Source organism: Lunatimonas sp., from assembly GCF_020832325.1.
GTDB lineage: Bacteria > Bacteroidota > Bacteroidia > Cytophagales > Cyclobacteriaceae > Lunatimonas.
Genome location: NZ_JAFIEU010000022.1, coordinates 43,776 through 67,083, shown reverse-complemented (window position 1 = coordinate 67,083; position 23,308 = coordinate 43,776). Strand labels below are relative to the sequence as shown.

Sequence of the window (23,308 nt, the reverse complement as noted above, 5' to 3'; positions counted from 1 at the left end):
GGACACGCAACCGATGTCTGCCATGTGATTTTTAGATTACTGGGAGTAGATAGGCATTGGTTCGTTCTAATCGCAAAATATCTTTTTGTTGCACATTTTAACTAACAAGTATCATGAAAAAAATTTACATGTTGGCATTTTCGTTAATGCTGCTCACTTCGATGAGTTTTGGAGACGTTCTGAGAGTTAATAATCAATTAGTCACTAATCCATTGCAGAAAGTATTTGCATCTCTGCAGGAGGCACATGATTTTGCATCAGTCGGGGATACATTGATGGTCGAGCCAAGTCCTGTGATTTATGGTCGCCTGAATTTATCAAAACGCCTAGTATTGATCGGAACAGGGTATTTCCTTGATGAAAACCCAAATGTTCCTAACAATGGTGTCAGTAGAGTGGGACAGATAGATTTGCTTGCCAGTTCTTCGGGCACCTTTTTGATTGGCTTGGTTTTTTCAAATACCAGTACAGTTCATACACCCATGATAATGAATGCAAATAACATAGTAATTATGAGGTGCCACTTAAGCAGAAGTATCATTTTGTCTAATTCAAGTGTTATAAATTCACTTACTATAATAAATAATTATTTTGCGCAGGGTGGGTTGGTAATTGGTGCAACGAATGTTGGTTTTACAGGTGTTGTATTCAATAACAACATCGTAAATGGTGTATTCGATCCAGGTTTAACTAATAGTTTCTATCAAAGAGTATTTTCTTCTATAGAGAATAATATTTTCCTTTCGGGTGTAGTTGTAGATGCCTCAAGGTTTAGGAGTAACATTATTGCCTCAAACACCACGAATGTTACGGTAAACTCGAACGACATACAAAACAATTTATCTTTAGCAAACCAACTTTCAACTGGCACAGGAAATCAGTTGTATGCTGCTGCGCAACTATTTGAAGGACCTGAAAACAACAGTACCGATAGTCAATACCGCCTTAAATCGGATTCGCCCTACAGAACAGCTGGTTTTGGAGGTTCAGAGCCGGGAATATTTGGGGGATCAAACCCCTATGTTTTATCCGGTATACCTCCTGTGCCTACCATCTATGAGTTTGCTGCCGACAGCTTCGGCAGTAAGGAAGGCGGTCTCACGATTCAGCTAAAAGCCAAATCCAATCTGTAGTTCCCATGAGGATACTAAGTTTGGTTATTTGGCTGGTTCTATCCCTTAGCTTTAGCGGGATAGGACAGATAGCCCGATTCGAATACTTTATCGATTCGGATCCGGGCGTGGGAAGAGCTACCGCCTTTTCCGTTGGAAACGGAGCCTCCGTGGAGGGGACATTCAGTATACCACTATCTTCCGTCGAGGTTGGTGTGCATCAATTAGGCGTTCGGACGTTTGATGCCCAGGGTAAGGCATCCCAAACCTACCTTCATCCATTCTACCTGTTGGCGACCAATGGTGGCCAAATCGACGAGGTTGAATATTTTATCGATGTTGATCCCGGGTTTGGGAATGCGACGAAGGTGGCACCCGCCTTTGGCGAGGATGGCTTCATGAACTATACCATACCGCTGTCTTCCATTGAGCCGGGTCATCGAATGCTGGGTATGCGAACAAAAAACCAGTCAGGAGTATGGTCGAGTACAAAGCTATGGTCTTTTTACAACCGGGAAGGTCATCTACCAACGCACATCGTACGGCTCGAGTACTACTTTACCGGTGCAAATGCACCAAACACGACCTATGTCTATGATTTACCGGAGCCAGCAGGTAGTGTAGACCTAACGTCCATCCTTTCGTTGGAGGATCTACAAGATGGTGGGACATATACCGTTCACGTGACCGTAATAGATGAGCACGGATTCCGCAGCAATAGGGCGGAGGCATCCTTTGCAGTGGCGGCGAGGGTAGCCATCGAAGAGATTGAAGCGGTAGATGTTACCTGTTTTGGTGGTTCAGATGGAAAAGCAACAATCACGGCGGGTGCAGGAGACCAAACACTAGAATACAGCCTCAATGGACAGACGTTTTCGAATTCAAATATGTTTGAAGGGCTTGAGGCAGGTACCTATACGGCCTACGTTAGAAGTATCTCTCATCCCGATATAGTGGTTGAAGAGGAATTTACGGTTGGGTCTCCGGTAGAGCTAAAGCTTGCATTTGAGGACATCGTTGATCCAGGATGCCCTGACGATGAGACAGGGAGCTTCCGAGTGACACCTTCCGGAGGTGCCGGTGGTTATGAGATCCGTATAGGAACGCAGGGAACCTTCCAAACAGCTACGGTTTTCGCCTCATTGACGCCTGGCACCTACCAAGTCACTGTGCGGGATGGAAACGGCTGCGAGGCCAGCGCAGAGGTAACGCTCACCTCAAGTGGTCAGGCACCGCCCAAGCCTACTGTAGAAATTTCCGGCAACCCCGGTATATCTCAAGAGCTATCGCTGATTTCAAGCAGTACTTCCGGAAACCAATGGCATAAGGATGGGGTCGCCATCCCAGGAGCTACCCAGCAGAGTCTATCGATAACTGAAGCGGGAACTTACCACGTGGTTGTAACCGGAACGGGCGGATGCACATCGATCTCGGACATGACCGCCATTACCTCTTCCACTGAAGAGGTGCGGAGCGTATCCATTCAGCTTTACCCAAATCCTGCGGATAATAGTACAACGGTGCGCTTTGGAAGGGAAACCTACGTGGATAGGGTAGCAATCTATTCCACCACGGGGGTACTGTTGCGCGAGAGCAGGGAACTGTTGTCCGTGGAGCGGGTATTTATCGATCTATCTGGGTTGCCTGCTGGCAGTTATTATGTACAGGTACAGGGCATCGGATTGATGGAAAGGTTAAGACTGATCAAAAAATAAGCGGCTATGAAATCGAGCACGACGCAAGTAACACACGGAGGGACGATTGTAATTCGTGCGAGATTCCATGTGACCGTTGAAAAATAATTATAGACACATGAAAAATTTACATAGTACTATCAAATCGGTCGTCTTTATGCTTTTGCTTTCGGTACTCGTTGCCTGCGGAAGTGACGATACCCCGGCCCCGACCCCGCAGCCAAAAACGCCCACGGAAATGATTGCGAAATCGTGGCGGGTAATTTCGGTATCCAAAGGTGGGCAACCTGTCAATTCGACCTCCTTCCAGATTGCCTTTCGGTCTAACAATACCTACGGGTTTACGACCACGGAAATCCCCGGATTTCCAAGTGAGGGGAATTGGCAACATGTTTCAGCGGGCAATATCATACGACTAGACAATGGTGCGGTAGACCTGCGGGTGGTAGGTACTATCACCGAAACCAGTCTGGTGTTTGAATATACTTACCCCAACAACAAAATGGGGGATGTAGTGGTAAGATTTACGCTTGGTTCCCCCTAGTCGGGAGGGTTTGCCCCCACTAGCTTAACGCCATGCCTAAAAGGCCACTTTTGGGTATGGCGTTTTCATTTGGTTCCACAGCCTGTGGATTAGAGAAGAATTACAGATAGAAGTAAACCCCTTCCCTTACAATCGAAAAAAAAAACACCGAACCTCCAAAGAGATTCGGTGCTTGAACTAGGCAAGGGATACAATGGTTCCTGTGTCAGAACTATCAGTACCTAAATATCCCAGCCAATCCCGTATCGGTTGGCATTTTGTCGGACGGAACGACGATCACCTTGCCGCCCATCTCCATGACCAATTCGCCCATATCATCCGTAAGGTCGTCTATACGTGGGTTAGAAAGATCCTTTCTCTGCGTATTGCCGGTTACCAGATTGGTGATGCGTGCAGCGATGACTTTATCCGCCTCCACCAGCAAGGTGTCAATTCTGCCGTCTTTTGCCGCAATGGCCAGTTCCTTATAATCATCTGACCCTTTCTCGGCAGCTTTGGCCTCCTCAAAGCGTTCCGCTAACTCTGCGAGTTTCCTGTGATACGAAGGCTCCATCACTTCCCAGGCCATTTTTGCCAAATCCGCTTTATCGGCTGAGAAGGGATCAATTTTCACGCCTTTATCCAGCAAATACGGGCTTTTGTTTACCTCCTGAAAGAGGTGATGGTGTTCGGGCAATGCCGCTAGTATCAACGGCATATCAAAAGGTTTGGAGTAATGGTCCTCGATGAGCTTACTCACGGAACGGAAATAACGCTCAGCATCCACATCCGTTTCGTCCTTTTTGCTACCATGCCCGTGGTGCATGGTACTGCTTTCGCCGCTCACGCCTCCATATGACGCGGCGGTTAGATGTCTATCAGTTAGCTCCTCACCCAGTGCTTCTTGTATGGTAGTAGGGATATCACCTTGTAGGTCTATTTCTTCCAGGCCGTGTCGGTTTCCCTCGTATAGCTTGATTTTGTGCAAGCCAAGTCCCAAGAGATGAAAGCGGTCTACAGATTGCAGAAATTTACGCAATGGCTTCGTGTGAAACGTATCAGCGACGACTAGGAATGGTTCAAATGATACGGGCAGCCGAACCACTTCAAAGGTATTCTCCGATCTAAAAATGGCCAGCCCATCCAGGTTATAGTTCCAAAATGTATAGTCCCGCTGTATTTCTTTCAGCGGCTCCACTAATTTCCCTACTTCTTCCTCAGAATACTTTTGATTGAGAGAGTTTTCAGCCTCCTTCAGCATGTTTTTAAACCGCACGGGATCCTGATCGGTGGCCGGATGATGACGATGGGTGGGCAGGTACAGTGAAATACAAGGATTATCATCAGAGTGTAAAAGTTTGTGAATTAATTTCTCGCTGATCGTTTCCATGTGTGTATAAATTATAAGAGTGAACAATTGGTTTAAAAAGGCCCGGGGTTAAGCGACAACTTGGGAAATATGTTACCCGATACACCGCTTTCGGGGCCATAAAATGTTGAAAAAGGAGTACTTTTAGGTACCCTTGGTTTCAGCTAGAGATAGGTGCAAGCTTCGTGCCAGCAGGGCGAAGCTATTTCTAGGACAGTGATGCTGTTGGAGAAAACCAACTTAAATGTAATTTTACTTTTCACCAATGTAAATACCCATTACTGGCTTAAAGAATCAACCATGAGCAAGAAGAAGCAACCCCATACTCCTCAATCGTACCTGAAATCCGGAATGGCACTTAAGCTGCCCGTATACAAATGCTATGTACCCGAACACTGGAGGGAGATCAAGAAGTTTTACTTGGTGTTTTCCCGACTGCACGTGAATGGTAATGTTACCACCGCAGCCATTTTGGTTGATTTACTGTGTACAGGCATTAAGGACGCATTCTGTCAGGTTAACGTGCCTATGTTTGAATTTGAGCGTTTAGTAGGCGATCTTCAGGAGGGTATCGACGATGTCATGGCTGAAGTCTCCCATGACCTTGCCCACAATATCGTCTATGCAGCCCTCGAATACGGATCGGACAACGGGATTCGTCCCCATGAGGACTTTAAGTGGGCAGCTTGCATTATCGGTCCGGATTCAGATGACATTCCACTTATAGAAGATATCCCTTTCGGGGAAAATGGAATGCCCCTTTTACTATTGGAGGGTGACGACCCCAAGGAGGCTTACTTCCTCCGGCAATTAAAGTCCCATGTGGGAGAGGGTAATTTTCGGGTGATGCATCAAGATGACTATTACGATGAGGGATATCTTGACGAAGAATCCGACGAGGAAGAGGAAGTTGACGACGAAATCAACGAAGCAGCGAGATTGCTTCTTGAAAGCTATGACGTGGCCAACTGGGACCGCGCTGACTGGGAGCAATGGTTTGAAGGGGTAGCAGATTTGGATATGAGTGATATTAAACAAGCCTTTCAATTTCAAGCGATTCTATTTTTCATCTATAACCGATTTATATTTCGGATTGGGTCTACGGAGTTTGATTATGATGCATTGATTGGCCCGCCCATCGAATGGACGGATGAACCGATCGAAACGGAATATGGTGTCAATCTTCCAGAGGGGCTGAACGACGAGATCGTCGAGCTTAACCAAGTGTTAAAGGATGGACCTACCAAAAGACAGGCTCAGGAAATCAGGGATAGGCTTTCCCAGTTGATTCAAGAATACCCACATATCCCCAACTTTTATAACCTGCGTTACAACGCCATTCGGGCATTGGATGGCATAGAAAAGTTCCGGGCGGAAGTAACGGCAACATTGGAGCGGTTTCCGGATTATTTTTTCGCCAAATTGGATTTGATCGATGCCATGCTGGTAACAGGAGAGGAGTTCGACTTGGCGGATGTCTTCGGAGGAGCTACCAACCTTTCCACTATTTTTCCAAACAGGAACCTATTCCATGCAAGTGAAGTGATAAAGTTTCATACCCTCATGATCCGGTACCATTTGCACCTTAAACAGCAAGTAAAGGCGTATGCCTATTACACGGAGGTTGTTGATCTACGGCTTGACGACCGATTGCCGCCGCCAGTGTTAAAAGAGTTGATGGAGACCTGTTCGTTGGAAGCAATAGCCGTGTTGTCACTAGCAGAAGAGAACCCGGCCTACAGGGAGGAACTTATTGATGTGCTGCTCGAAGAGGACGAAGATTATGAATAGGGGCCTTGCGGAAAATCTTTCCTTAGGTATTGTTCACCTCCGTGATCAGGCGGATTCCTTCCACAGTCAAGTGGCGGTCGATATGGTCAAAGCGGGATTCCAGTCTTGGAAGAAGGTGGGATAGCCCACCCGTCGCAATTACAGGCAGTGTCTCCCCCACCTCTTCAAAAATCGCGTCCAGCATGCCGTTAACCAGCCCTACATATCCGTAGATGATACCCGCTTGAATAGAGTGAATGGTGTCTTTGCCAATGGCCGAAGGGGGTACCTCCAGCCGTACTTCTGGTAGCTTGGCCGTGTTGGCAAAGAGGGATTTGATGGCCGTTTTGATGCCGGGAACGATATTCACTCCCAGGACTTCTCCACCTGCGTTAATTACCGTAAAAGTAAGGGCGGTCCCAAAGTCTACCACCACACAGGCTGACTGGTAGCGGGTGTAGGCAGCCATCACGTTACACATCAAGTCGGCCCCTATTTCATCTGGCTTTTCGGTTCGGACCGGCAGCCGGTCGTAGCTTCTTCCTGTGATCAGGTATGCATCCTTGCGCAGAAAATTTCTGCTGAAGCTTTCCAGCGTTCGGTTGATCTCCGGGACCACCGAACTGATGCCGACCATGTCAATGGCTTCTGCGGTTACGTCGTTTTCCAGCAAATATAGCCCAAAGCGCTGATCCAGCTCCAGTTCGCTCAGATTTGCTTTGGTGTCCATGCGGAACTCCTTGGTCCAAGCCTTGGAGGAGGCGTCGTAAAAGCTGATGACAATATTGGAATTTCCCGCGTCTATGGAAAGAAACATATGGGTAGGAATTTGGCTCAAAGATAAAAAAGTGTTCCCTTAATTAGGGCTTTTTTGCTAATTTGACGCTATGTATACAATCAGAAAAGGAGAAAAAAGCGATATTCCGGCTGTTTTTGAGTTGATTAAAGAGCTGGCATTGTACGAAAAAGCCCCCGAGCAGGTAACCAATTCCATCGCCATGATGGAGGAAGACGGCTTTGGTAAGCATCCGGTCTATGGGTTTTTTGTGGCCGAAAAGGCCGATACCGGAAAAATCATTGGCACAGCCATCTATTACTACCGATACAGTACCTGGAAGGGCAGGCGTCTTTACCTGGAGGACTATATTGTGACCGAATCGGAGCGGGGTAAGGGTGCCGGGAAGCTACTATTCGAAAAGGTGATGCAGCAATGCATGGAAGATAACTGTACCGGCATGATGTGGCAGGTGCTCGACTGGAACGAACCCGCTATTAACTTCTACAAGAAATATGACAGCGAATTTGATGAGGGATGGATCAACTGCCATTTACAGGCAGCAGATATCCAAAAGATGTTGGACAATATGTAAATCCTTTTTCCATCCGCTTAAACCCATTTGCAGCGAATCGTGTTATAGGGGATATGAAGGGATTTAGATTTACCAAATTTGTACCCGAAAAGGATCCCGAGAAAAACACCTTCGATCAGCTGCTGGATGTTTTTCTGCAGTTGGCCACTATGACCGGTGGAGACGTTTCCGAAGCATTGAGCTGGTTGACCAATCTGGACAATCGGTATGGCCTCACCCGACCGGGGTATGGCATAGGTGATTTTATCGAAGACTTGAAGAGTAAGGGATACCTGGAGGAAAAAAGCGGCAAGGGAGAATTCAAAATTACCGGAAAGTCGGAGCAGACGATTCGGCGCAGTGCCTTAGAGGAAATCTTTGGCAAGCTCAAAAAAGGAAGGTCAGGCAACCACAAGACTACCCACACCGGGCCCGGCGAGGAAGCAGGTTCTGATCGGCGTCCTTTTCAGTTTGGAGATAATTTGGATCAAATCGCCCTGACCGATTCCCTCCGCAACGCACAGGTTAATCACGGTTTTTCCGGTGATTTCCTCCTTACCGAGGATGATCTGGAAGTGGTGGACAAGGAGGTCAAGACCCAGACCTCTACGGTCCTGATGATTGACATTTCCCACTCCATGATCCTGTATGGTGAGGATCGGATCACGCCTGCAAAGAAAGTAGCAATGGCCCTGGCCGAGTTGATCAAAACGCGCTATCCCAAGGATACCCTGGATGTGATAGTTTTTGGCAACGACGCCTGGCAAATCGAAATCAAAGACCTGCCTTACTTACAAGTGGGTCCCTACCATACCAACACGGTGGCCGGGCTGGAACTGGCCATGGATTTGCTACGGCGCCGAAAGAACCCCAACAAGCAAATATTTATGATCACGGACGGCAAACCGACTTGCCTCAAAGTCGGGATTAAGTACTATAAAAATGCCTTTGGCATAGACAGCAAGATTCTCAAAGAAACGTTGAAATTGGCGGCGCAGTGCCGTCGACTAAAGATTCCCGTCACCACCTTTATGATTGCTTCCGACCCCTACCTCAAGGAGTTTGTAAAGGAATTCACCACCGTAAATAACGGTAATGCCTACTACAGTAGCCTAAAGGGGTTGGGCCACTTGATTTTCGAAGATTACCGCAGAAACAGAACCAAACGTTTTTAAACAGCATGGAATACAGCCAATTGTCCAGCAAGGAATTGTTACATATTAAGAATTTGGGTCAGCTAAAGGCTGCCGGATATACCCCAAAAAGCATCAAAGATGAGCTTCGCAACAACCTGATAGAGAAAATCAAACGCCAAGAGAATGTCTTTGAAGGGATTTGGGGATACGAAGACACGGTAATTCCGGATATCGAACGTGCGATTCTTTCCAAGCACAACATCAACCTTTTGGGGCTTCGTGGACAGGCCAAAACCCGAATTGCCCGCATGATGACGCATCTTTTGGACGAGTACGTACCGGTGGTGGCCGGTGCAGAGTTAAACGACGACCCCCTACAGCCCTTGTCCACCCAAGCAAAGCAGCTAATTCGTGAAAAAGGAGAAGATACCCCCATTACTTGGTGGCACAGAAGCGATCGCTATACGGAGAAGCTTGCCACTCCGGACGTTTCCGTTGCAGATTTGATCGGAGACGTAGACCCCATCAAAGCTGCTACCCTGAAGCTGTCTTACAACGAAGAGCGTGTCATCCACTTTGGGTTGGTGCCCAGATCTCATCGGTCCATTTTTGTGATCAACGAACTGCCCGACTTACAGGCAAGGATCCAGGTAGCCCTTTTTAACATCCTTCAGGAAGGGGATATACAGATCCGGGGATTTAAGCTCCGGTTGCCCTTGGATATACAATTTGTATTTACTGCCAACCCGGAGGACTATACCAACCGGGGCAGTATCGTGACACCACTGAAAGACAGAATTGAAAGTCAGATCATTACCCATTATCCAAAGACCATCGCGATCGGTCGGAAAATTACGGAACAGGAAGCGCGCCTGAGTCACCGACCTATGGATCGCATCCACGTGCCCGAGTTGATGAAGGATCTCATAGAACAGATTGCAGTCGAAGCGCGTAGTAGTGAATTTGTAGATGAGAAAAGTGGGGTGTCTGCTCGACTGACCATATCTGCTTACGAAAATTTGATTTCCACGGCGGAGCGTAGGCTTTACCGAAACGGAGAAACAGATACCGTGGTTCGCATCGTGGATTTGATTGGCGTGATTCCCGCTATCACCGGCAAGGTGGAGTTGGTATACGAAGGGGAGCAAGAGGGTGCCGGCCTAGTGGCGTATAACCTGATCGGCAAGGCCATCAGATCCCTTTTTGTGTCCTATTTTCCCTCACCCGAGCAAATAAAGAAAGCCAAGGAAGGAAACCCCTATGTGCTTCCCTTATCCTGGTTTGGAGAAGGAAATACGCTGGATCTTTTGGCCACAGACTCTGACAAGGAATACAAAACAGCCCTTCAGGGCGTGCCCGGTTTGGAGAAAGTGGTGACGGATAATGTCAAGCAATTGCCGGAACGGGAAAAAGAGTTTTTCATGGAATTTGCGCTCCACGGCTTGGCCGAGTATAGCCAACTGAGCAAAAAACTGGTGGATACCGGGATGCAGTTTAAGGACCTTTTCAGCAGCATGTTTGACATGGGTGCTGGAGGAGATATGGAAGAAGACGAGGACGAGGAGGGTTTCAATTGACGAAAGAGTGGTTTCTTCCAGCACTCGTTTTGCGCGACTTTGATATTGTCAATGAGTTGACTATATTGGTGTTATGAATCAAAAAGATCCATTTAAGTCCATGGATACGGTCGAAGGAAACCGAAAGGAGGACTCCCCGTCGGTGGCAAAGGAACCCTTTACCGAGTACGGTACGTATTCGTATGCCGATTACCTTTCCTGGGAAATGGAGGAAATGGTAGAATTGATCAAGGGAAAGGTTTTTCGTGCTGCGGCCGCACCCCGCAGAGTCCACCAAGAAGTATTTGGAAATGTGTTCTCCAAATTGCATAACTACCTGTCAGGACATCCCTGCATGGTCTATGGAGCGCCCTTTGATGTGCGCCTGCCAGTCCGGTCCAGAAAGCATGAAGATATAGACACGGTGGTGCAGCCGGATATCTGTGTAGTCTGCGACAGGGGTAAATTGGACGAGCTAGGTTGTGTGGGAGCACCGGATCTGATTGTGGAAATACTTTCTCCCGGAAACAACCGAAAGGAACTACGGAACAAATACGAGGTATACGAGGAGTCCGGGGTGAAGGAATACTGGATCATCCACCCCAACGAGCAAACCCTGCTGGTCTACTTTCTGGAACAGGGGAAGTATGTGCCATCCAGACTTTTTACCGTTGGTGACGTAGTGGCCTCAAGGGCTGTAAGTGGGTTTGAGATCTCCTTGACGGAGGTATTTGAGGGTTTGGTTTAAAAGAACCGTATGCCGACCGTGGGAATAATCGTTTTGGCATTCTCAGTAAAAATTAGGCCAGCGTTTAGTTGGATATTCCCTCTAACATGGGATCGATAGGCAATTCTGAATGTATTGTCCGAGAATATGGGACCAGCGCTTTTTAGCAAGTAACCTGCTTGAATAGTGCTTTTGGCTCTTTTGTATGGATTTATATCAAATTCCGCATTGATGAAAGGGTTATGGTGAACGATCACCCCTCCTTCAGGTTTTTCAGTAAAGAAGTTCGTATTTGTAATGGAGGCCCCTACACCGAACTTCTTCAAGCCAGCCACTATTCGAAGACCCATCTCGGGAGCGAGTCTGCCCCCCACGAAATCTAAACCAACGGGTATACCCAACGTGTACCCGACTTTATGCACAGCATACTTTTGGTTTATATCATTGGTAACATAGTCCAATTGGCTCTCCCAAAAATTTGGATTCAGGTAGTAGTTTCTGACTTCGTTGTCTGATATTTTAACCGCATGTTTGAGTGATTCGGACATTTTACTCTCGATCACATCTGACTGAAAGTCCTGTGGATTAAAATATACCATTACTGTTGCCGCATTTGGAAGAATGAACTCCAGCGTGTCGCTAAAGTACTGGGGGTTATACTCTACAAAACGCTTGAATGCATTTATATAGTTGGGCGTGTTACTTTTGATTTGTGCGTGTGTAATTTGTGTTGTGGTACATAGGAGGACAAGAGTAAGTAGTTTCTTCATTAGATATGTTTTTTGTTGTTGAACAATCCCCTTAGGTACGAATAAATGGTTCCTACTAGTATTTTTCATAAAGCCGTGCGGTTATTGAATTTACTTGAATGCTGAGTTTGCCTTTTTTTCTGTTCTCAAATTCTTGGATAGCCGACAGTTCCTTTTCAGACAGTTCGATTTCAAATCCTTCAATTTTTACCTTCCGAATGGGTTCATCCCACTGGACTATTACGGTTTTCTTACTTCCAAACAAGGGTTCCTTCCTGTTTTCAGGTACCACTGTTTTGGGTTCTTCCAACTTTATGCTGTCAAAACTTATATTTGGAATTTCAATTTCTAAGTGCAATTCCAAGGCCTTAGGTGTTTTGTCGGGAACGGGCACGGGTTTCACGTCATTTTGTTGCGTCAAAGATTGCCTGGGGTCTGGCGAGACCAATTGACGCGTAAGGGGCATTGGGGCAATAGTTTGGTCGCTGGAAAGTTGAGTTACCAGAAAATCCTCCCAGTTGGAAGTCTTCCGATTTGAAAGCCATCCGATTCCCCAAATCCCGAATATCAACAGTGCGGCAGCCGATATTCGGACAAATGCTACGAATCGTTTTTTTCGCACAAGTTCTTTTTGAATTCCTAACCAAAGGCCCTCTTTGGGTTGATGCATGGGCAACTTCTCTTTTAGAAGAGAGATTTGCTTTTGCATGGACCTGGTCTCCAATATGCGTTCCCAATTCTTTTCATCCGGAAGGTGCTTCGGCAGGAGGTTTTGCCATGGAATGTTTTTAGGGTCCTTCATTTGAAGTAATAATTTTTGCTAAGACTTTTTTGTAGGCATTTCTTTGCATAATGTAGCTGCGATTTAGAGGTGCCTTCACTTACCTTTAACATTTGGGCAATCTCCCTGTGGGAGTAACCTTCAATTTCATACAAAACAAAAACCGTTCTGCAGGATTCCGGGAGTCTTCTGATTGCCAAATCCAGCATTTCGGCGTCTATCCACTGGTCGATCATCAAATCATTTGATTGGATTTGTTCATCCAATTCCTCAAAACGGTATGCAGAACGGAGTTCTTTCAATACTTTTCGTATCATGATCCGTTTGATCCATGCACCTAGCGTTGATTCCCGACGGAAGTTTTTGATGTTTTTAAAGACTTCAATAAAGCCTTCTTGCAATTGATCGTTGGAACTATCGTAGTCGTTACATATTCTAAAGATCAGATTGAACATGGCCACCTTGTATTTCTCGAAAAGGGCAAACTGGGCATGTGTATCCTGTTCAATACACGCTTTAACCAGTTCGTTTTCGTTAGAGTAGTCTTTTGCCATATTCAGATTAAAGAGTCTATTATGCGTTCAAAGGTTGGAAACCGTTGAAAGAAAAGTTATGCCTTGCCCTATCTAATTGGAAAATTTTTATCGTCGGGTAGTCTTTTAGCCGCATTTGCTAGGTATTACTATGACACTTCAACAGAGATTTCTATGCAAATTAACTGCTTTTCGGCAATTTTGATGCTTGCTGGTTTTGCCTTGCCGGGCTTGGCACAGGATACAGCTAAGGGCTATGTATACCACGATCTTAACGGCAATGGTATTCGTGAAGCAAATGAACCGGGTATTTCCGGTGTGCTGATATCCAATGGAGAAAGGGTCGTGCGATCCGATGACCAGGGTTTTTACGAGCTTTCTTTGCAGGCCACAGGAGAGCTGTTTGCCATCAAACCCAGCGGCTATGCAGTTCCCCACAATGCAGACAAACTCCCGCAATACTATTACTGGCATATGCCCTCAGGTTCACCATCCACCGAGGTTCCCGGGGTTGCAGCCAGTGGTCCCTTACCCCAAGAGGTAAACTTCGCACTCGTGCAGCAGGAGGAAAGCGATTCCTTCCAGGTGCTGCTCTTTGGGGACCCGCAGGCTAGGGGTCTCAAAGAAGTCAATTACGTCAGCCACGACGTAGTGGAGGAGTGCATAGGGACAGACGCGGCTTTTGGTATCACGTTGGGAGATATAGTTGCCGACGATTCGGCGCTATTTACGGAGGTGAGCCAGTCCATTGCCCAGATTGGTATCCCTTGGTATTACGTATTCGGCAACCACGACCATAACCGGGATGTGACCAATGACGAGGATCGGGATGGTACCTTTAAGCGCGTTTTTGGCCCCAGCACCTATGCCTTTGAGTATGGAAAGGCCGTATTTGTCGTGGTGCGGGATATCCACTATGCAGAGGACGGAAAGTACACCTCTTCCTTTACTGATCGACAGTTGGCCTTTGTGGGCAATTTCCTGGCCGAAATCCCTAAAGATAGATTGGTGGTATTTATACAGCATGCCCCGCTGATACGTACGCAGGGAAGGGAGGCCATTTACCGGGTCCTGGAGCAGTTTCCGCATTCCCTTTCCATCTCAGGCCATACCCACACGATGAACCATGTGTTTGTGGATGAAGAGATGGGCTGGCAGGGAGATACACCCCACCACCATTTTATCAATGCCACGGTCAGCGGCAGTTGGTGGTGCGGGCTAAAGGATGAGACAGGCATACCCCACGCTACCATGAACGACGGGGCACCAAATGGCTATACCTTTTTACACATCGACGGTTCAGAGTACGCCCTGCGTTTCAAGGCTGCCCGTCGCCCGGCGGATTACCAAATGAATATCTACTTGGCAGATGACATTCCCGCCGATAAGTTGACCGATTCGGAGGTGGTGGTCAACGTCTTTTCGGGCTCACAGCGATCTACCGTCGAAATGCGGGTTTCGGGTCAGAAAGAATGGCTTCCCATGGATTTTACTCCCATGCCGGATCCCTACAATGCATGGATGCACAGCTTAAGTCCCTTTTTGGACCTGCGACTGTCGGGAGGTGAACGCGCGGATGAGGCCTTGGGCTGGAAGATGGATCTTCCCCGAAACTCCTTTCATATATGGTCGGCCAAATTACCCGAAGGCCTAGCGCCCGGCACCCACTACCTGGAGGTCAGGACCACCGATATGTTTGGTCAGGAATGGTCTGGTAAGCGGATATTTAGGGTGAGGTGAGTAGGAAAGTCTTTTTGGTCTTGCATAGGCACAATGGAAAACTGCTACCAGAAATGGGTCAGGCGTTTACCGAATTTCTATAAAAATGTATCGCCGAAAAAGTGAAAGAAAGGGCCACAAAACCGAATAGGATTAGAGATATCTCTCCAATCAAGACCAAGACGACAGAAAGGGAGAGAAGCATCGTGCATAGAGATACCAGCAGCTTGTTCATTTTTGCCATTTTCTTATAGGTTTTAACTTACGCCAATTAGGAGGGAATGAATCCAGTAATTCTTTGTGAATCATCCCTTGCCGATGAATTATTCTTGACAAATTTACCTGTCCTGACTGAAAAAATATTTCAGTCAGGATTTTTTTACCTGCTTCAAAAGAAATTCTGGCCACCCCTCGCTGCAATGCCCTAGGCCGAAGGAGGGACATGCCTGACTCGGATGTGTGGAAGTAAGATCTTTTTACTTATTCCAATAGGACTGTAGCGATTTCACAAAATCAATAGTACCTCCCCATCATAGGGTGGTCTACAATCTTCCGCCTGAGATCCAGCGGGTCGATGGTGCCGGGAATGCGTTCATACACCGTTCCGCCGGGTTCAATCAGCAGCGTCAAGGGCAGGCTGCCGTCCCAGTCATTCTTTACCACATCGATAATGGCATACTTATCATCGTTGTCAACCAGGTAATTATTTGTCGCGGAGTACTTGTTTTTGAGGAATTTCAACGCTTTGTCAAAGGAATCGGGATTGTCCAGACTCACCGAGGCAAATTCAAAGTCCCGGTCTCCGTACATGCGCTGAATTTCAATAAATTCTGGGTATTCCACGATACAAGGACCGCACCAAGTAGCCCAAAAGTTGACCAACAGCAGATTGTCGCTGGGGTTTTCAAGCAGCTTGCTCAGGCCATCCAGTGTCAGCCTTTCCAATGTTACCTCTTTCTTTTTCCAGTCTTCGTTTACCTTGATGGTCCATTCGTTTTTCCAGGCCCATTTGATAGAGCAGCCAAAGGCAGGCGTAATGGCCCGGTCTGCAGGAAGCGTACTGCCGGCCAGCGTTTGTTCAATGGCAAACTTCAAATCCTCGGATTGTCCCGTTCCCGGTTTTTCGGAGGCGTCTATCCTGCCTTGGTAGGTAAGCTTTCGGTTTTTGTCAAAGACAAAGACGTGTGGGGTAGCGGTGGGTCCGTATAGGGTAGAAAAATGGTGCTCGTCCCCATCGTAAAGGTAAGGGAAGCGGTAGTCCATATCTTTTGCCCGGATTTTCATGGCCTCGAAGTCATCGTTCAGGTCCGTGTAGCCCAGTTCCTCTGGAAGTACAGCGATGGGGCTGTTGGGAGAAATGGCAAGAAAGTCCACTCCTTTGGAGCTATAGTCGGCTACCAGCTTGTTGAACCGCTCCTCGTAGGCCTGTGCGGTAGGGCAATGGTTGCAGGTGAAGTTGATGACCAGTACGTCACCGTCAAAGTCGGCCAGGGTATAGTTTCTGCCATCGATGCCCGGTAGGTCAAAATCCGGTGCTTGGTCTCCAGGCTTTAGCGTGGCGATGGGTTTTTCGGCCACCACTTTGGGATTTGGCTCAAAGGTTTGAGAGCCTGTCGTTGAGATATCTTGTGGTCGGTTTGGGTTACAGGCTTGTATAGCCAGCATAAGCGCCATCAGTGATCCAGCGACAGCATGGTATCGGAACTTATTAGTCATTTGGCCCTTGGGTTAATGGGTTAGATGATTGAATATAGGTAGATATTTTGACAAAATAAAGACCCAGGCTTGGAAAAGGAGCAGTAGGAACCCAGTCTCCCTACTACCTGCAAAGGAAAGGACTTCTCAGATTTCCTCTACCTGAAACTGTTTGACTGTAAAAAAGATAACCGCATTGGTTTCGTAGATTCGGTTGGTATGCGTGCGGGCCTTGATCGTTTTTCCCTCTTCGTCTTGGATTTTCAGGAGTTGGTGGTCGCCAAAATAGGTGCTTTTCACCAACCGCCCTGACATGGATTGATTTTCGTCTTTCTCCACACGAACATTTTCCGGTCGAAAGCATAAGCGGACTTGGCTATTGAATAGTTTGGAGCGTTCGTCGGGGATGAACCCAAAACCTGAGTAAAAGCCCTCCTTGGTAGGGGTAGCCAGCAACTCGTTTCGTTTTCCAAAAAAATTGGCCACATACCCATTTACCGGAAATTCGTACAGGTTTCTGGGAGTATCGATCTGCTGAAGGTACCCCTTGTGCAGGATGGCGACCCGGTCGGAAGTGGATAAGGCATCCCGGGTGTCGTGCGTTACAAAGATGGCCGTCACACCGGTATTTTTGATGATCTGCCGGATCTCTTCCCGCACTTGGTCTTTTAGAATGGTGTCTAGGTTGCTGAAGGGTTCGTCCATCAACAGAATGGTAGGACTAGGGGCGATCGCCCTAGCTAAGGCTACGCGTTGTTGCTGACCACCGGAAAGCTGATGGGGGTATTTCTTGAAGTTTTCGGTAAGCCCGACCAGAGCAAGGGTATCCTTTGCGAGTTTGTCGGGATCTGGCACCTTGCCTTTCAATCCGAACTTCACATTGTCCAGCAGTGATAAGTGGGGAAAAAGTGCGTAGTCCTGAAATACCATGCCTACGTTACGTTTGTTGGCAGGCACAGACTTTTTTCCCTCCACGATTTTTTGGCCCTCCAGGGAGATGTATCCGCTATCGGGATGTTCCAGACCGGCTATCAAGCGGAGCAAAGTCGTCTTTCCGGATCCACTTTCTCCAACCAACGACACGATCTCTCCTTTTCTTACCTGGAACGAGACGTCGTTTACAGCGAACTGATCGGTTTGTAAATATTTCTTATGAACGCGATGAAGCTCTAATATGGTCATTCAGAATAGCCCTCTTTTCCTTATAAATTTTTGCTTCTGATCAGCCTGTTAAGAAAAATGATGGGAACAATTCCCGTCAAGATGATGATCAGTGAAGCATTTGCCGATTCTGCTATCATTTCGTTGGTAGCCATATCAAAGGCTTTGGTTGCCAAGGTATGATAGTTGAACGGACGAAGGATCAAAGTTAAGGGTAATTCTTTTAAAACATCCACAAAGACTAGTAATATGCCACTAACCAGGCTGGTTTTGATCAAGGGAAGATCCACTTTCCAGAGCGTTTTTCCCGTCCCCTTGCCCAATAACCTACTGGCTTCGTTGACATGAATGCCGATCTTCTGGAATCCGGAATCAATCGGGTTGTACCCTACTGCCATAAAACGGACCACATAAGCAAAGACCAATGCGAAAAGGGTTCCTGAAATCACCAGACCGGTGCGGCTGGACGACAGTTGGTCGATGATCCAATGGTCCATGGCGATGAGAGGGATCATGATACCTACCGCGATCACCGCCCCGGGGATCGCATAGCCTAAGGTAGAGATGCGGGTGATATTTTTCAGCCACTTAAAGGGGCTCAGCCGCAGGCTATACAGGAGGATCACCGAGAGTATGGCGATGATCATACCAGCACCGGTCGCCAGGCTGAAGCTTCGAAACACCAACAGTAGAAAGTTCCAATCCATCACCTTGGCATGGGTAAGGTATACCCAGTGTATGATCTGCATCAGGGGGATGAAAAAACTGACCATAAATACCAGTGAGCAGATGGACATAAACGCCCATTTTTGAAATCCTTTGGCCTGTAGCCGTACCAAAGGCTTGCTCATCCCATTTCCCTGTGCGTACCTTCGGTTTCCCCGTTGCAGGCTTTCCACAAAGAGGATGACAAATACCATGGTCATAAGAATTGCCGCCAAGTAGATGGCCGTGGAGGCATCGCCCATCGAAAACCAAGCCCGAAATATCCCGGTAGTAAAGGTGTTCACGCCAAAATATTTGACGGTGCCGTAGTCGTTGAGTACTTCCATGGAGGCCAAGGCGATACCGCCTACGATGGCCGGACGCGCCATAGGCAAGGCTACCCGGATAAACGTGTGAAAGTTGCCTTTTCCCAACAGGTAAGAGGCCTCCTGAAGGGTTTTGGATTGCTGTAGAAAAGAAGCCCGGGTCAGCAGGAAAACGTACGGAAACAGCGTAATGGAAAGGATGAAAATCGCACCGGGAATATTCATCAGGTCTAGTAGGCTGCCGGTGACATGAATGTCTAAGGTGTTGCGAAGAAAGGTCTGTATGGGGCCGGAATAATCCAGCAGCCCCACATAGGTGTAGGCCATGATGTAGCCTGGGAATCCCAAGGGAAGGATCAACAGCCATTCGAAGTACCTCCTTCCGGGAAACTGGTAATTGGTGAGGATCCAGGCACAACTTACGCCTAACAAAAATGTGCAGCAGGCAACGCCTACCAAAATCAAGAGGGTATTGGCAAAGTATCCAAACAGCAGGGTTTCGGACAGGTGTGACCAGGTACTCCCGGGTGGCTCAAATATCTTGACAAAGATAGTCAGCAGCGGGGTGGCTATTAGTAGCAGGATTAGGATGGATCCCAGAATCCAATAATTCCACCAATAATAGTTTTGTCGGTACGTCTGCAAGATATTTTTGGGTGTTTAAGAGGACCCGGGACAGGGAGTATCCCGTCCCGGATTCTTTAATTGGGTTTTACTTGATTTATTTCCAGCCGACTTGATCGAAGATCATGACAGCGCTGCGGTTATTTTGCCCCAGCAGGGCAAGGTTGATATCATCGGATTTAAAATCTCCCCATGACTTTAACAGCGGAGATTTGTCTACTTTTTCGTTTACCGGGTATTCGTAATTGATGTTTGCCAAGAAGCGCTGCGATTCTTCGCCGCTTAGAAACTCAAGTAATTTGATCGCATTTTCCCGGTTTGGTGCGTATCGGGTTACGCCCGCTCCGGAAATATTGATGTGGGTGCCCCGGTCGGCTTGGTTTGGAAAGAAGATACCAACTTGTTCAGCGGCTTTGACTTCCTCCGGATTGGAATCGTTTAACATAATGCCGATATAGTAGCTATTTACAATCGCCACATCTCCCTCACCGGCGGCTACTGCCTTTACCTGATCCCGATCCGAGCCCTTTGGGCTTCGGGCCATGTTTGCCAGCAGGTTGCCTGCCCACTCCTGCGCTGTAGCTTCCCCATGTGCCGCGATGATGGACGCCAGCAGGGATTGATTGTAGATGTTTTCGGAGGAGCGGGTCAATACCCTACCTTTCCATTTTTCGTCTGTCAGACTTTCGTAGCTTTCCAGTTCGGCAGGATCTACCCGGTCTTTGTGGTAAGCCAAGATTCTGGCCCGGTAGGTAAGCCCAAACCAATGTCCGCTAGCCTCCCGGTATTTTGCAGGGATGTTTGCGTTCAAAACTTCGGAATCGATTGCCTGAAGCAGCTCTTTCTCCTGTGCACGGTGTAGTCGTCCCGCATCCACCGTAATTAGGACGTCTGCGGGTGAACCCTTGCCTTCCAGTTCCAGTTTTTGGATCAGCTCATCGGCACTTGCGCTGACTACATTCACTTTGATGCCAGTCTGTTCGGAAAATTTATCGAACAACTGCTGGTCAGCCTCGTAATGGCGGTGGGTGTAGACGTTTACAATCTCTTCGCTACTTTCACCGCAGGAAAAGAACGTCCCTACTAACCCTGCAAATAGAATGGTTTGAATCAGTTTCTTCATTGGTTGATTAATGTTGTTAGCTTACCTAATTTGTCCTGAAGTGATGGCTGGCATGTGCCTGTGTACTACTAACCGGAAAGGCGACTGCCTTATTGTGTAGTGCTTTTTCGCCGCCCGATTTCATTCCAGGTCAAATTACGGGTCAAAATTAATCATTATTTAAATCAAATCTAAATAAAAAGAAAAAACAATTGTACCTTTGTTTTGGTAATACGCAAGGGATCTAATCCGTTGTTAAAACGAAGCTAATCCATGACCATTCAGCAGTTAGAATACATCATAGCTGTAGACAGGTACCGACATTTTGGCCAAGCAGCCGAGGCCTGCTTTGTCACCCAACCTACCCTAAGCGCACAGGTGAGCAAGCTGGAAAAGGAGCTGGGTGTGATATTTTTTGACCGGTCCAAAATGCCGGTCATACCTACAGAAACCGGAGAGATCCTGATCGCACAAGCCAGGCGGGTGGTGGCAGAGAGCAAGGCCATTTATGAGACGGTCGCACAGCTGAAGGGCGAAGTGGGAGGGCTGTTAAAGCTGGGAATTATCCCAACGCTGGCACCTTACCTTTTGCCGCTGTTTATCAAAGGTTTTATCCGGAAGTATCCCAACGTGAAGCTTCAGGTGCAGGAATTGGTGACTGAAGATATTCTCAAACGGCTGAAAAGTGACGAGCTTGATATCGGGATTGTGGTCACTCCGTTGGGGGAATCGGGTATTTTGGAGAAACCCATTTTTTACGAGAAATTCTATGCTTACCTCTCGGTAAATCATCTTCAGTTGCGTAAGGAAAAGGTGCGGATTGCGGATATCCTCGGTGAAGATCTTTGGGTGTTGCAGCAGGGGCATTGTTTTAGGGATCAAGTACTATCGCTATGTGAGCCCTCCAAATTTCAGCGCATGAATTTCCAATACGAAAGTGGTTCTTTGGAGGGGTTGAAAAATCTGGTCAACAAATACGACGGCATCACACTCCTGCCCGAGTTGGCGACTTTGGGCCTTTCGGAAGAAGAAAAAACCCGTGTACGCCCCTTCGAAGGAGAGCAGCCGGTCAGGGAAGTTAGTTTGGTGCTGACCAGAAATTACCTGAAAAAAAAGCAGGTGGAACTGTTGTATCATGAAATCGCCGGAGCCATACCCCAGCACATGACCTCCAAGAGCCACGGCAAAGTGGTAAAATTCAGATAAACCGTTGCTTTTGGCCAAAATGCCGTATTTTTGGAGTCTTAACAACTCCAATGATATGTCTGTAAATGCGTTTATTGCCTCCCATAAAGATCGATTTTTGAATGAACTCCTCGACCTCTTGCGGATTCCCTCCGTAAGTGCTGACCCCAAGTTCAAAGAGGACGTATTTCGTGCCGCCGAATTTGTAAAAGCCTCTTTGGAAAAGGCCGGAGTAGACCATGCGGAAATATGCCCAACTGCTGGCTATCCGATCGTGTACGGTGAGAAAGTCATCGATCCTTCTGCGCCCACCGTATTGGTGTACGGACACTACGATGTTCAGCCAGCCGATCCGTATGAACTGTGGGATTCACCGCCGTTTGAGCCGGTTATCAAGCAAACCGAAGAACATCCGGACGGCGCCATCTATGCCAGGGGTTCGGCCGACGATAAAGGACAGTTTTACATGCACGTAAAGGCCTTTGAGGCCATGCTCGCATCGGGTAAGCTGGCCTGCAACGTAAAGTTTATGATCGAAGGAGAGGAAGAAGTGGGTTCGGAGAATCTAGACCTATTCGTACAGCAAAACAAAGAGAAACTTCAAGCCGACGTGGTATTGATTTCCGACACCAGCATGCTATCCATGGATACGCCCTCGGTGACTGTGGGCCTACGGGGTCTTGCTTATATGCAGGTGGAGGTGACTGGACCTAACCGGGACCTGCACAGCGGAACCTATGGCGGGGCTGTGGCAAATCCCATCAATACCTTGTGTAAAATGATCGCTTCGCTGCACGACGAGGAAAACCGGATCACCATCCCCGGATTCTACGACCGAGTGGAGACATACACTGCGGCCTACAGGGAGCAACTAAACAAAGCCCCTTTTGATGAAAACGACTACAAGCGTAAGTTGGCCATCGAAGAGGTTTGGGGAGAAAAGGGCTATACCACCATAGAACGTGTTGGTATCCGACCTACTCTCGACGTGAACGGGATTTGGGGTGGCTACACCGGAGAGGGGGCTAAAACGGTGTTGCCTTCCAAGGCCTATGCCAAGATATCCATGCGGTTAGTGCCCAATCAGGATCACAAAGAGATTGCCCGCCTGTTTGAGGAGCATTTGAAGGCCATCGCGCCTGCGTCTGTAAAGGTGAAGGTAGTTCCCCATCATGGAGGGCAGGCCGCCGTAGTACCCACCGACTCCGTGGGATACCATGCGGCAGAAGCAGCCATTCAGGAGGCTTTTGGCAAGCAGGCAATCCCTACCCGGGAAGGGGGCTCTATACCGATCACCAGTCTCTTTCAGCAGGCTTTGGGACTGGACCCCATCCTTATGGGTTTTGGTCTGGACACCGACGCCATTCACTCCCCCAATGAGCATTATGGAGTAAAAAACTATTTCATGGGTATCGAAACCATCGCATTGTTTTTCCAACATTTTGCAAGAATGCACCCCAAGGGCTAATGTGACCAATGTTACATAAGTGGT

General features: G+C 47.7%; 21 protein-coding genes. 11 read left to right on the top strand and 10 right to left on the bottom strand.

Going from position 1 to position 23,308, the window contains the following annotated elements; translation table 11 throughout:
• Window positions 1-113 precede the first annotated feature (113 nt).
• The 3 genes from JJU34_RS08560 to JJU34_RS08550 all read left to right on the top strand — a co-directional run bounded on the left by JJU34_RS08560 (window position 114) and on the right by JJU34_RS08550 (window position 3,350).
• Window positions 114-1,133: a hypothetical protein gene (locus JJU34_RS08560; protein ID WP_228691933.1), complete on the top strand. Its 1,020-nt coding sequence runs from the start codon at window positions 114-116 to the stop codon at window positions 1,131-1,133.
• A gap of 5 nt (window positions 1,134-1,138) precedes the next feature.
• Complete coding sequence (locus tag JJU34_RS08555; RefSeq protein ID WP_228691932.1) at window positions 1,139-2,827, top strand: T9SS type A sorting domain-containing protein; 1,689 nt, start codon at window positions 1,139-1,141, stop codon at window positions 2,825-2,827.
• 97 nt (window positions 2,828-2,924) lie between these two features.
• Window positions 2,925-3,350: a hypothetical protein gene (locus tag JJU34_RS08550; RefSeq protein ID WP_228691931.1), complete on the top strand. Its 426-nt coding sequence runs from the start codon at window positions 2,925-2,927 to the stop codon at window positions 3,348-3,350.
• A gap of 214 nt (window positions 3,351-3,564) precedes the next feature.
• Here JJU34_RS08550 and JJU34_RS08545 read toward each other — a convergent pair whose 3' ends face one another.
• Window positions 3,565-4,719 carry a hypothetical protein gene (locus JJU34_RS08545; protein ID WP_228691930.1) on the bottom strand — a complete coding sequence of 385 codons (1,155 nt, stop codon included), beginning with the start codon at window positions 4,717-4,719 and terminating at the stop codon, window positions 3,565-3,567.
• Between the two features lie 279 nt (window positions 4,720-4,998).
• Here JJU34_RS08545 and JJU34_RS08540 point away from each other — a divergent pair, with 279 nt between their 5' ends.
• Entirely contained in the window at window positions 4,999-6,489 is a 1,491-nt protein-coding gene (locus tag JJU34_RS08540; RefSeq protein WP_228691929.1) for a hypothetical protein, read from the top strand.
• Window positions 6,490-6,511: 22 nt separating this feature from the next.
• Here JJU34_RS08540 and JJU34_RS08535 read toward each other — a convergent pair whose 3' ends face one another.
• Window positions 6,512-7,285 carry a type III pantothenate kinase gene (locus JJU34_RS08535; RefSeq protein WP_228691928.1) on the bottom strand — a complete coding sequence of 258 codons (774 nt, stop codon included), beginning with the start codon at window positions 7,283-7,285 and terminating at the stop codon, window positions 6,512-6,514.
• 70 nt (window positions 7,286-7,355) lie between these two features.
• On the opposite strand from JJU34_RS08535, the gene JJU34_RS08530 reads away from it, so the two are divergent.
• The 4 genes from JJU34_RS08530 to JJU34_RS08515 all read left to right on the top strand — a co-directional run bounded on the left by JJU34_RS08530 (window position 7,356) and on the right by JJU34_RS08515 (window position 11,257).
• Window positions 7,356-7,838 carry a GNAT family N-acetyltransferase gene (locus JJU34_RS08530; protein ID WP_228691927.1) on the top strand — a complete coding sequence of 161 codons (483 nt, stop codon included), beginning with the start codon at window positions 7,356-7,358 and terminating at the stop codon, window positions 7,836-7,838.
• A gap of 53 nt (window positions 7,839-7,891) precedes the next feature.
• Window positions 7,892-8,992: a VWA domain-containing protein gene (locus JJU34_RS08525; RefSeq protein ID WP_228691926.1), complete on the top strand. Its 1,101-nt coding sequence runs from the start codon at window positions 7,892-7,894 to the stop codon at window positions 8,990-8,992.
• 5 nt (window positions 8,993-8,997) lie between these two features.
• Complete coding sequence (locus JJU34_RS08520) at window positions 8,998-10,530, top strand: magnesium chelatase (protein WP_228691925.1); 1,533 nt, start codon at window positions 8,998-9,000, stop codon at window positions 10,528-10,530.
• A gap of 100 nt (window positions 10,531-10,630) precedes the next feature.
• Window positions 10,631-11,257, top strand: a complete 627-nt coding sequence (locus tag JJU34_RS08515; RefSeq protein ID WP_228692057.1) for a Uma2 family endonuclease — start codon at window positions 10,631-10,633, stop codon at window positions 11,255-11,257.
• Here the strand turns inward: JJU34_RS08515 and JJU34_RS08510 are convergent.
• The 3 genes from JJU34_RS08510 to JJU34_RS08500 are packed head-to-tail and all read right to left on the bottom strand — an operon-like array spanning window position 11,254 to window position 13,320.
• Entirely contained in the window at window positions 11,254-12,006 is a 753-nt protein-coding gene (locus JJU34_RS08510) for a hypothetical protein (protein ID WP_228691924.1), read from the bottom strand. The two genes, JJU34_RS08515 and JJU34_RS08510, sit on opposite strands and share 4 nt — an antisense overlap.
• A 55-nt stretch (window positions 12,007-12,061) precedes the next feature.
• Window positions 12,062-12,787, bottom strand: coding sequence for a hypothetical protein (locus tag JJU34_RS08505; RefSeq protein WP_228691923.1), 726 nt, complete (start codon window positions 12,785-12,787; stop codon window positions 12,062-12,064).
• Entirely contained in the window at window positions 12,784-13,320 is a 537-nt protein-coding gene (locus tag JJU34_RS08500; RefSeq protein WP_228691922.1) for a sigma-70 family RNA polymerase sigma factor, read from the bottom strand. Before JJU34_RS08500 ends, JJU34_RS08505 begins: the two co-directional genes overlap by 4 nt.
• A gap of 153 nt (window positions 13,321-13,473) precedes the next feature.
• On the opposite strand from JJU34_RS08500, the gene JJU34_RS08495 reads away from it, so the two are divergent.
• Entirely contained in the window at window positions 13,474-15,039 is a 1,566-nt protein-coding gene (locus JJU34_RS08495) for a calcineurin-like phosphoesterase C-terminal domain-containing protein (RefSeq protein WP_228691921.1), read from the top strand.
• 58 nt (window positions 15,040-15,097) lie between these two features.
• Here the strand turns inward: JJU34_RS08495 and JJU34_RS08490 are convergent, their stop codons facing one another.
• The 5 genes from JJU34_RS08490 to JJU34_RS08470 form a co-directional block, all read right to left on the bottom strand.
• The gene (locus JJU34_RS08490) at window positions 15,098-15,262 is read right to left on the bottom strand and encodes a hypothetical protein (RefSeq protein WP_228691920.1); all 165 of its coding nucleotides are present in this window, start codon (window positions 15,260-15,262) and stop codon (window positions 15,098-15,100) included.
• A 269-nt stretch (window positions 15,263-15,531) separates the two neighbouring features.
• The gene (locus tag JJU34_RS08485; protein ID WP_228691919.1) at window positions 15,532-16,734 is read right to left on the bottom strand and encodes a redoxin domain-containing protein; all 1,203 of its coding nucleotides are present in this window, start codon (window positions 16,732-16,734) and stop codon (window positions 15,532-15,534) included.
• A gap of 126 nt (window positions 16,735-16,860) precedes the next feature.
• Window positions 16,861-17,895 (bottom strand): ABC transporter ATP-binding protein, encoded by a 1,035-nt coding sequence (locus JJU34_RS08480; protein ID WP_228691918.1) that lies wholly within the window; start codon window positions 17,893-17,895, stop codon window positions 16,861-16,863.
• 20 nt (window positions 17,896-17,915) lie between these two features.
• Window positions 17,916-19,550 carry an iron ABC transporter permease gene (locus JJU34_RS08475; protein ID WP_228691917.1) on the bottom strand — a complete coding sequence of 545 codons (1,635 nt, stop codon included), beginning with the start codon at window positions 19,548-19,550 and terminating at the stop codon, window positions 17,916-17,918.
• Between the two features lie 76 nt (window positions 19,551-19,626).
• Complete coding sequence (locus JJU34_RS08470) at window positions 19,627-20,652, bottom strand: Fe(3+) ABC transporter substrate-binding protein (RefSeq protein WP_228691916.1); 1,026 nt, start codon at window positions 20,650-20,652, stop codon at window positions 19,627-19,629.
• A gap of 252 nt (window positions 20,653-20,904) precedes the next feature.
• Here JJU34_RS08470 and JJU34_RS08465 point away from each other — a divergent pair, with 252 nt between their 5' ends.
• The gene (locus tag JJU34_RS08465; RefSeq protein WP_228691915.1) at window positions 20,905-21,837 is read left to right on the top strand and encodes a hydrogen peroxide-inducible genes activator; all 933 of its coding nucleotides are present in this window, start codon (window positions 20,905-20,907) and stop codon (window positions 21,835-21,837) included.
• Between the two features lie 55 nt (window positions 21,838-21,892).
• Entirely contained in the window at window positions 21,893-23,284 is a 1,392-nt protein-coding gene (locus tag JJU34_RS08460) for a dipeptidase (protein ID WP_228691914.1), read from the top strand.
• Window positions 23,285-23,308: the final 24 nt, after the last annotated feature.

Coding starts and splice junctions, on each gene's coding strand:
- JJU34_RS08460 (WP_228691914.1), top strand. CDS start 21,893: ATGTCTGTAAATGCGTTTATTGCCTCCCATAAAGATCGATTTTTGAAT.
- JJU34_RS08525 (WP_228691926.1), top strand. CDS start 7,892: ATGAAGGGATTTAGATTTACCAAATTTGTACCCGAAAAGGATCCCGAG.
- JJU34_RS08500 (WP_228691922.1), bottom strand. CDS start 13,320: ATGGCAAAAGACTACTCTAACGAAAACGAACTGGTTAAAGCGTGTATT.
- JJU34_RS08540 (WP_228691929.1), top strand. CDS start 4,999: ATGAGCAAGAAGAAGCAACCCCATACTCCTCAATCGTACCTGAAATCC.
- JJU34_RS08515 (WP_228692057.1), top strand. CDS start 10,631: ATGGATACGGTCGAAGGAAACCGAAAGGAGGACTCCCCGTCGGTGGCA.
- JJU34_RS08480 (WP_228691918.1), bottom strand. CDS start 17,895: ATGACCATATTAGAGCTTCATCGCGTTCATAAGAAATATTTACAAACC.
- JJU34_RS08520 (WP_228691925.1), top strand. CDS start 8,998: ATGGAATACAGCCAATTGTCCAGCAAGGAATTGTTACATATTAAGAAT.
- JJU34_RS08505 (WP_228691923.1), bottom strand. CDS start 12,787: ATGAAGGACCCTAAAAACATTCCATGGCAAAACCTCCTGCCGAAGCAC.
- JJU34_RS08485 (WP_228691919.1), bottom strand. CDS start 16,734: ATGACTAATAAGTTCCGATACCATGCTGTCGCTGGATCACTGATGGCG.
- JJU34_RS08560 (WP_228691933.1), top strand. CDS start 114: ATGAAAAAAATTTACATGTTGGCATTTTCGTTAATGCTGCTCACTTCG.
- JJU34_RS08555 (WP_228691932.1), top strand. CDS start 1,139: ATGAGGATACTAAGTTTGGTTATTTGGCTGGTTCTATCCCTTAGCTTT.
- JJU34_RS08465 (WP_228691915.1), top strand. CDS start 20,905: ATGACCATTCAGCAGTTAGAATACATCATAGCTGTAGACAGGTACCGA.
- JJU34_RS08490 (WP_228691920.1), bottom strand. CDS start 15,262: ATGGCAAAAATGAACAAGCTGCTGGTATCTCTATGCACGATGCTTCTC.
- JJU34_RS08535 (WP_228691928.1), bottom strand. CDS start 7,285: ATGTTTCTTTCCATAGACGCGGGAAATTCCAATATTGTCATCAGCTTT.
- JJU34_RS08530 (WP_228691927.1), top strand. CDS start 7,356: ATGTATACAATCAGAAAAGGAGAAAAAAGCGATATTCCGGCTGTTTTT.
- JJU34_RS08550 (WP_228691931.1), top strand. CDS start 2,925: ATGAAAAATTTACATAGTACTATCAAATCGGTCGTCTTTATGCTTTTG.
- JJU34_RS08495 (WP_228691921.1), top strand. CDS start 13,474: ATGCAAATTAACTGCTTTTCGGCAATTTTGATGCTTGCTGGTTTTGCC.
- JJU34_RS08470 (WP_228691916.1), bottom strand. CDS start 20,652: ATGAAGAAACTGATTCAAACCATTCTATTTGCAGGGTTAGTAGGGACG.
- JJU34_RS08545 (WP_228691930.1), bottom strand. CDS start 4,719: ATGGAAACGATCAGCGAGAAATTAATTCACAAACTTTTACACTCTGAT.
- JJU34_RS08510 (WP_228691924.1), bottom strand. CDS start 12,006: ATGAAGAAACTACTTACTCTTGTCCTCCTATGTACCACAACACAAATT.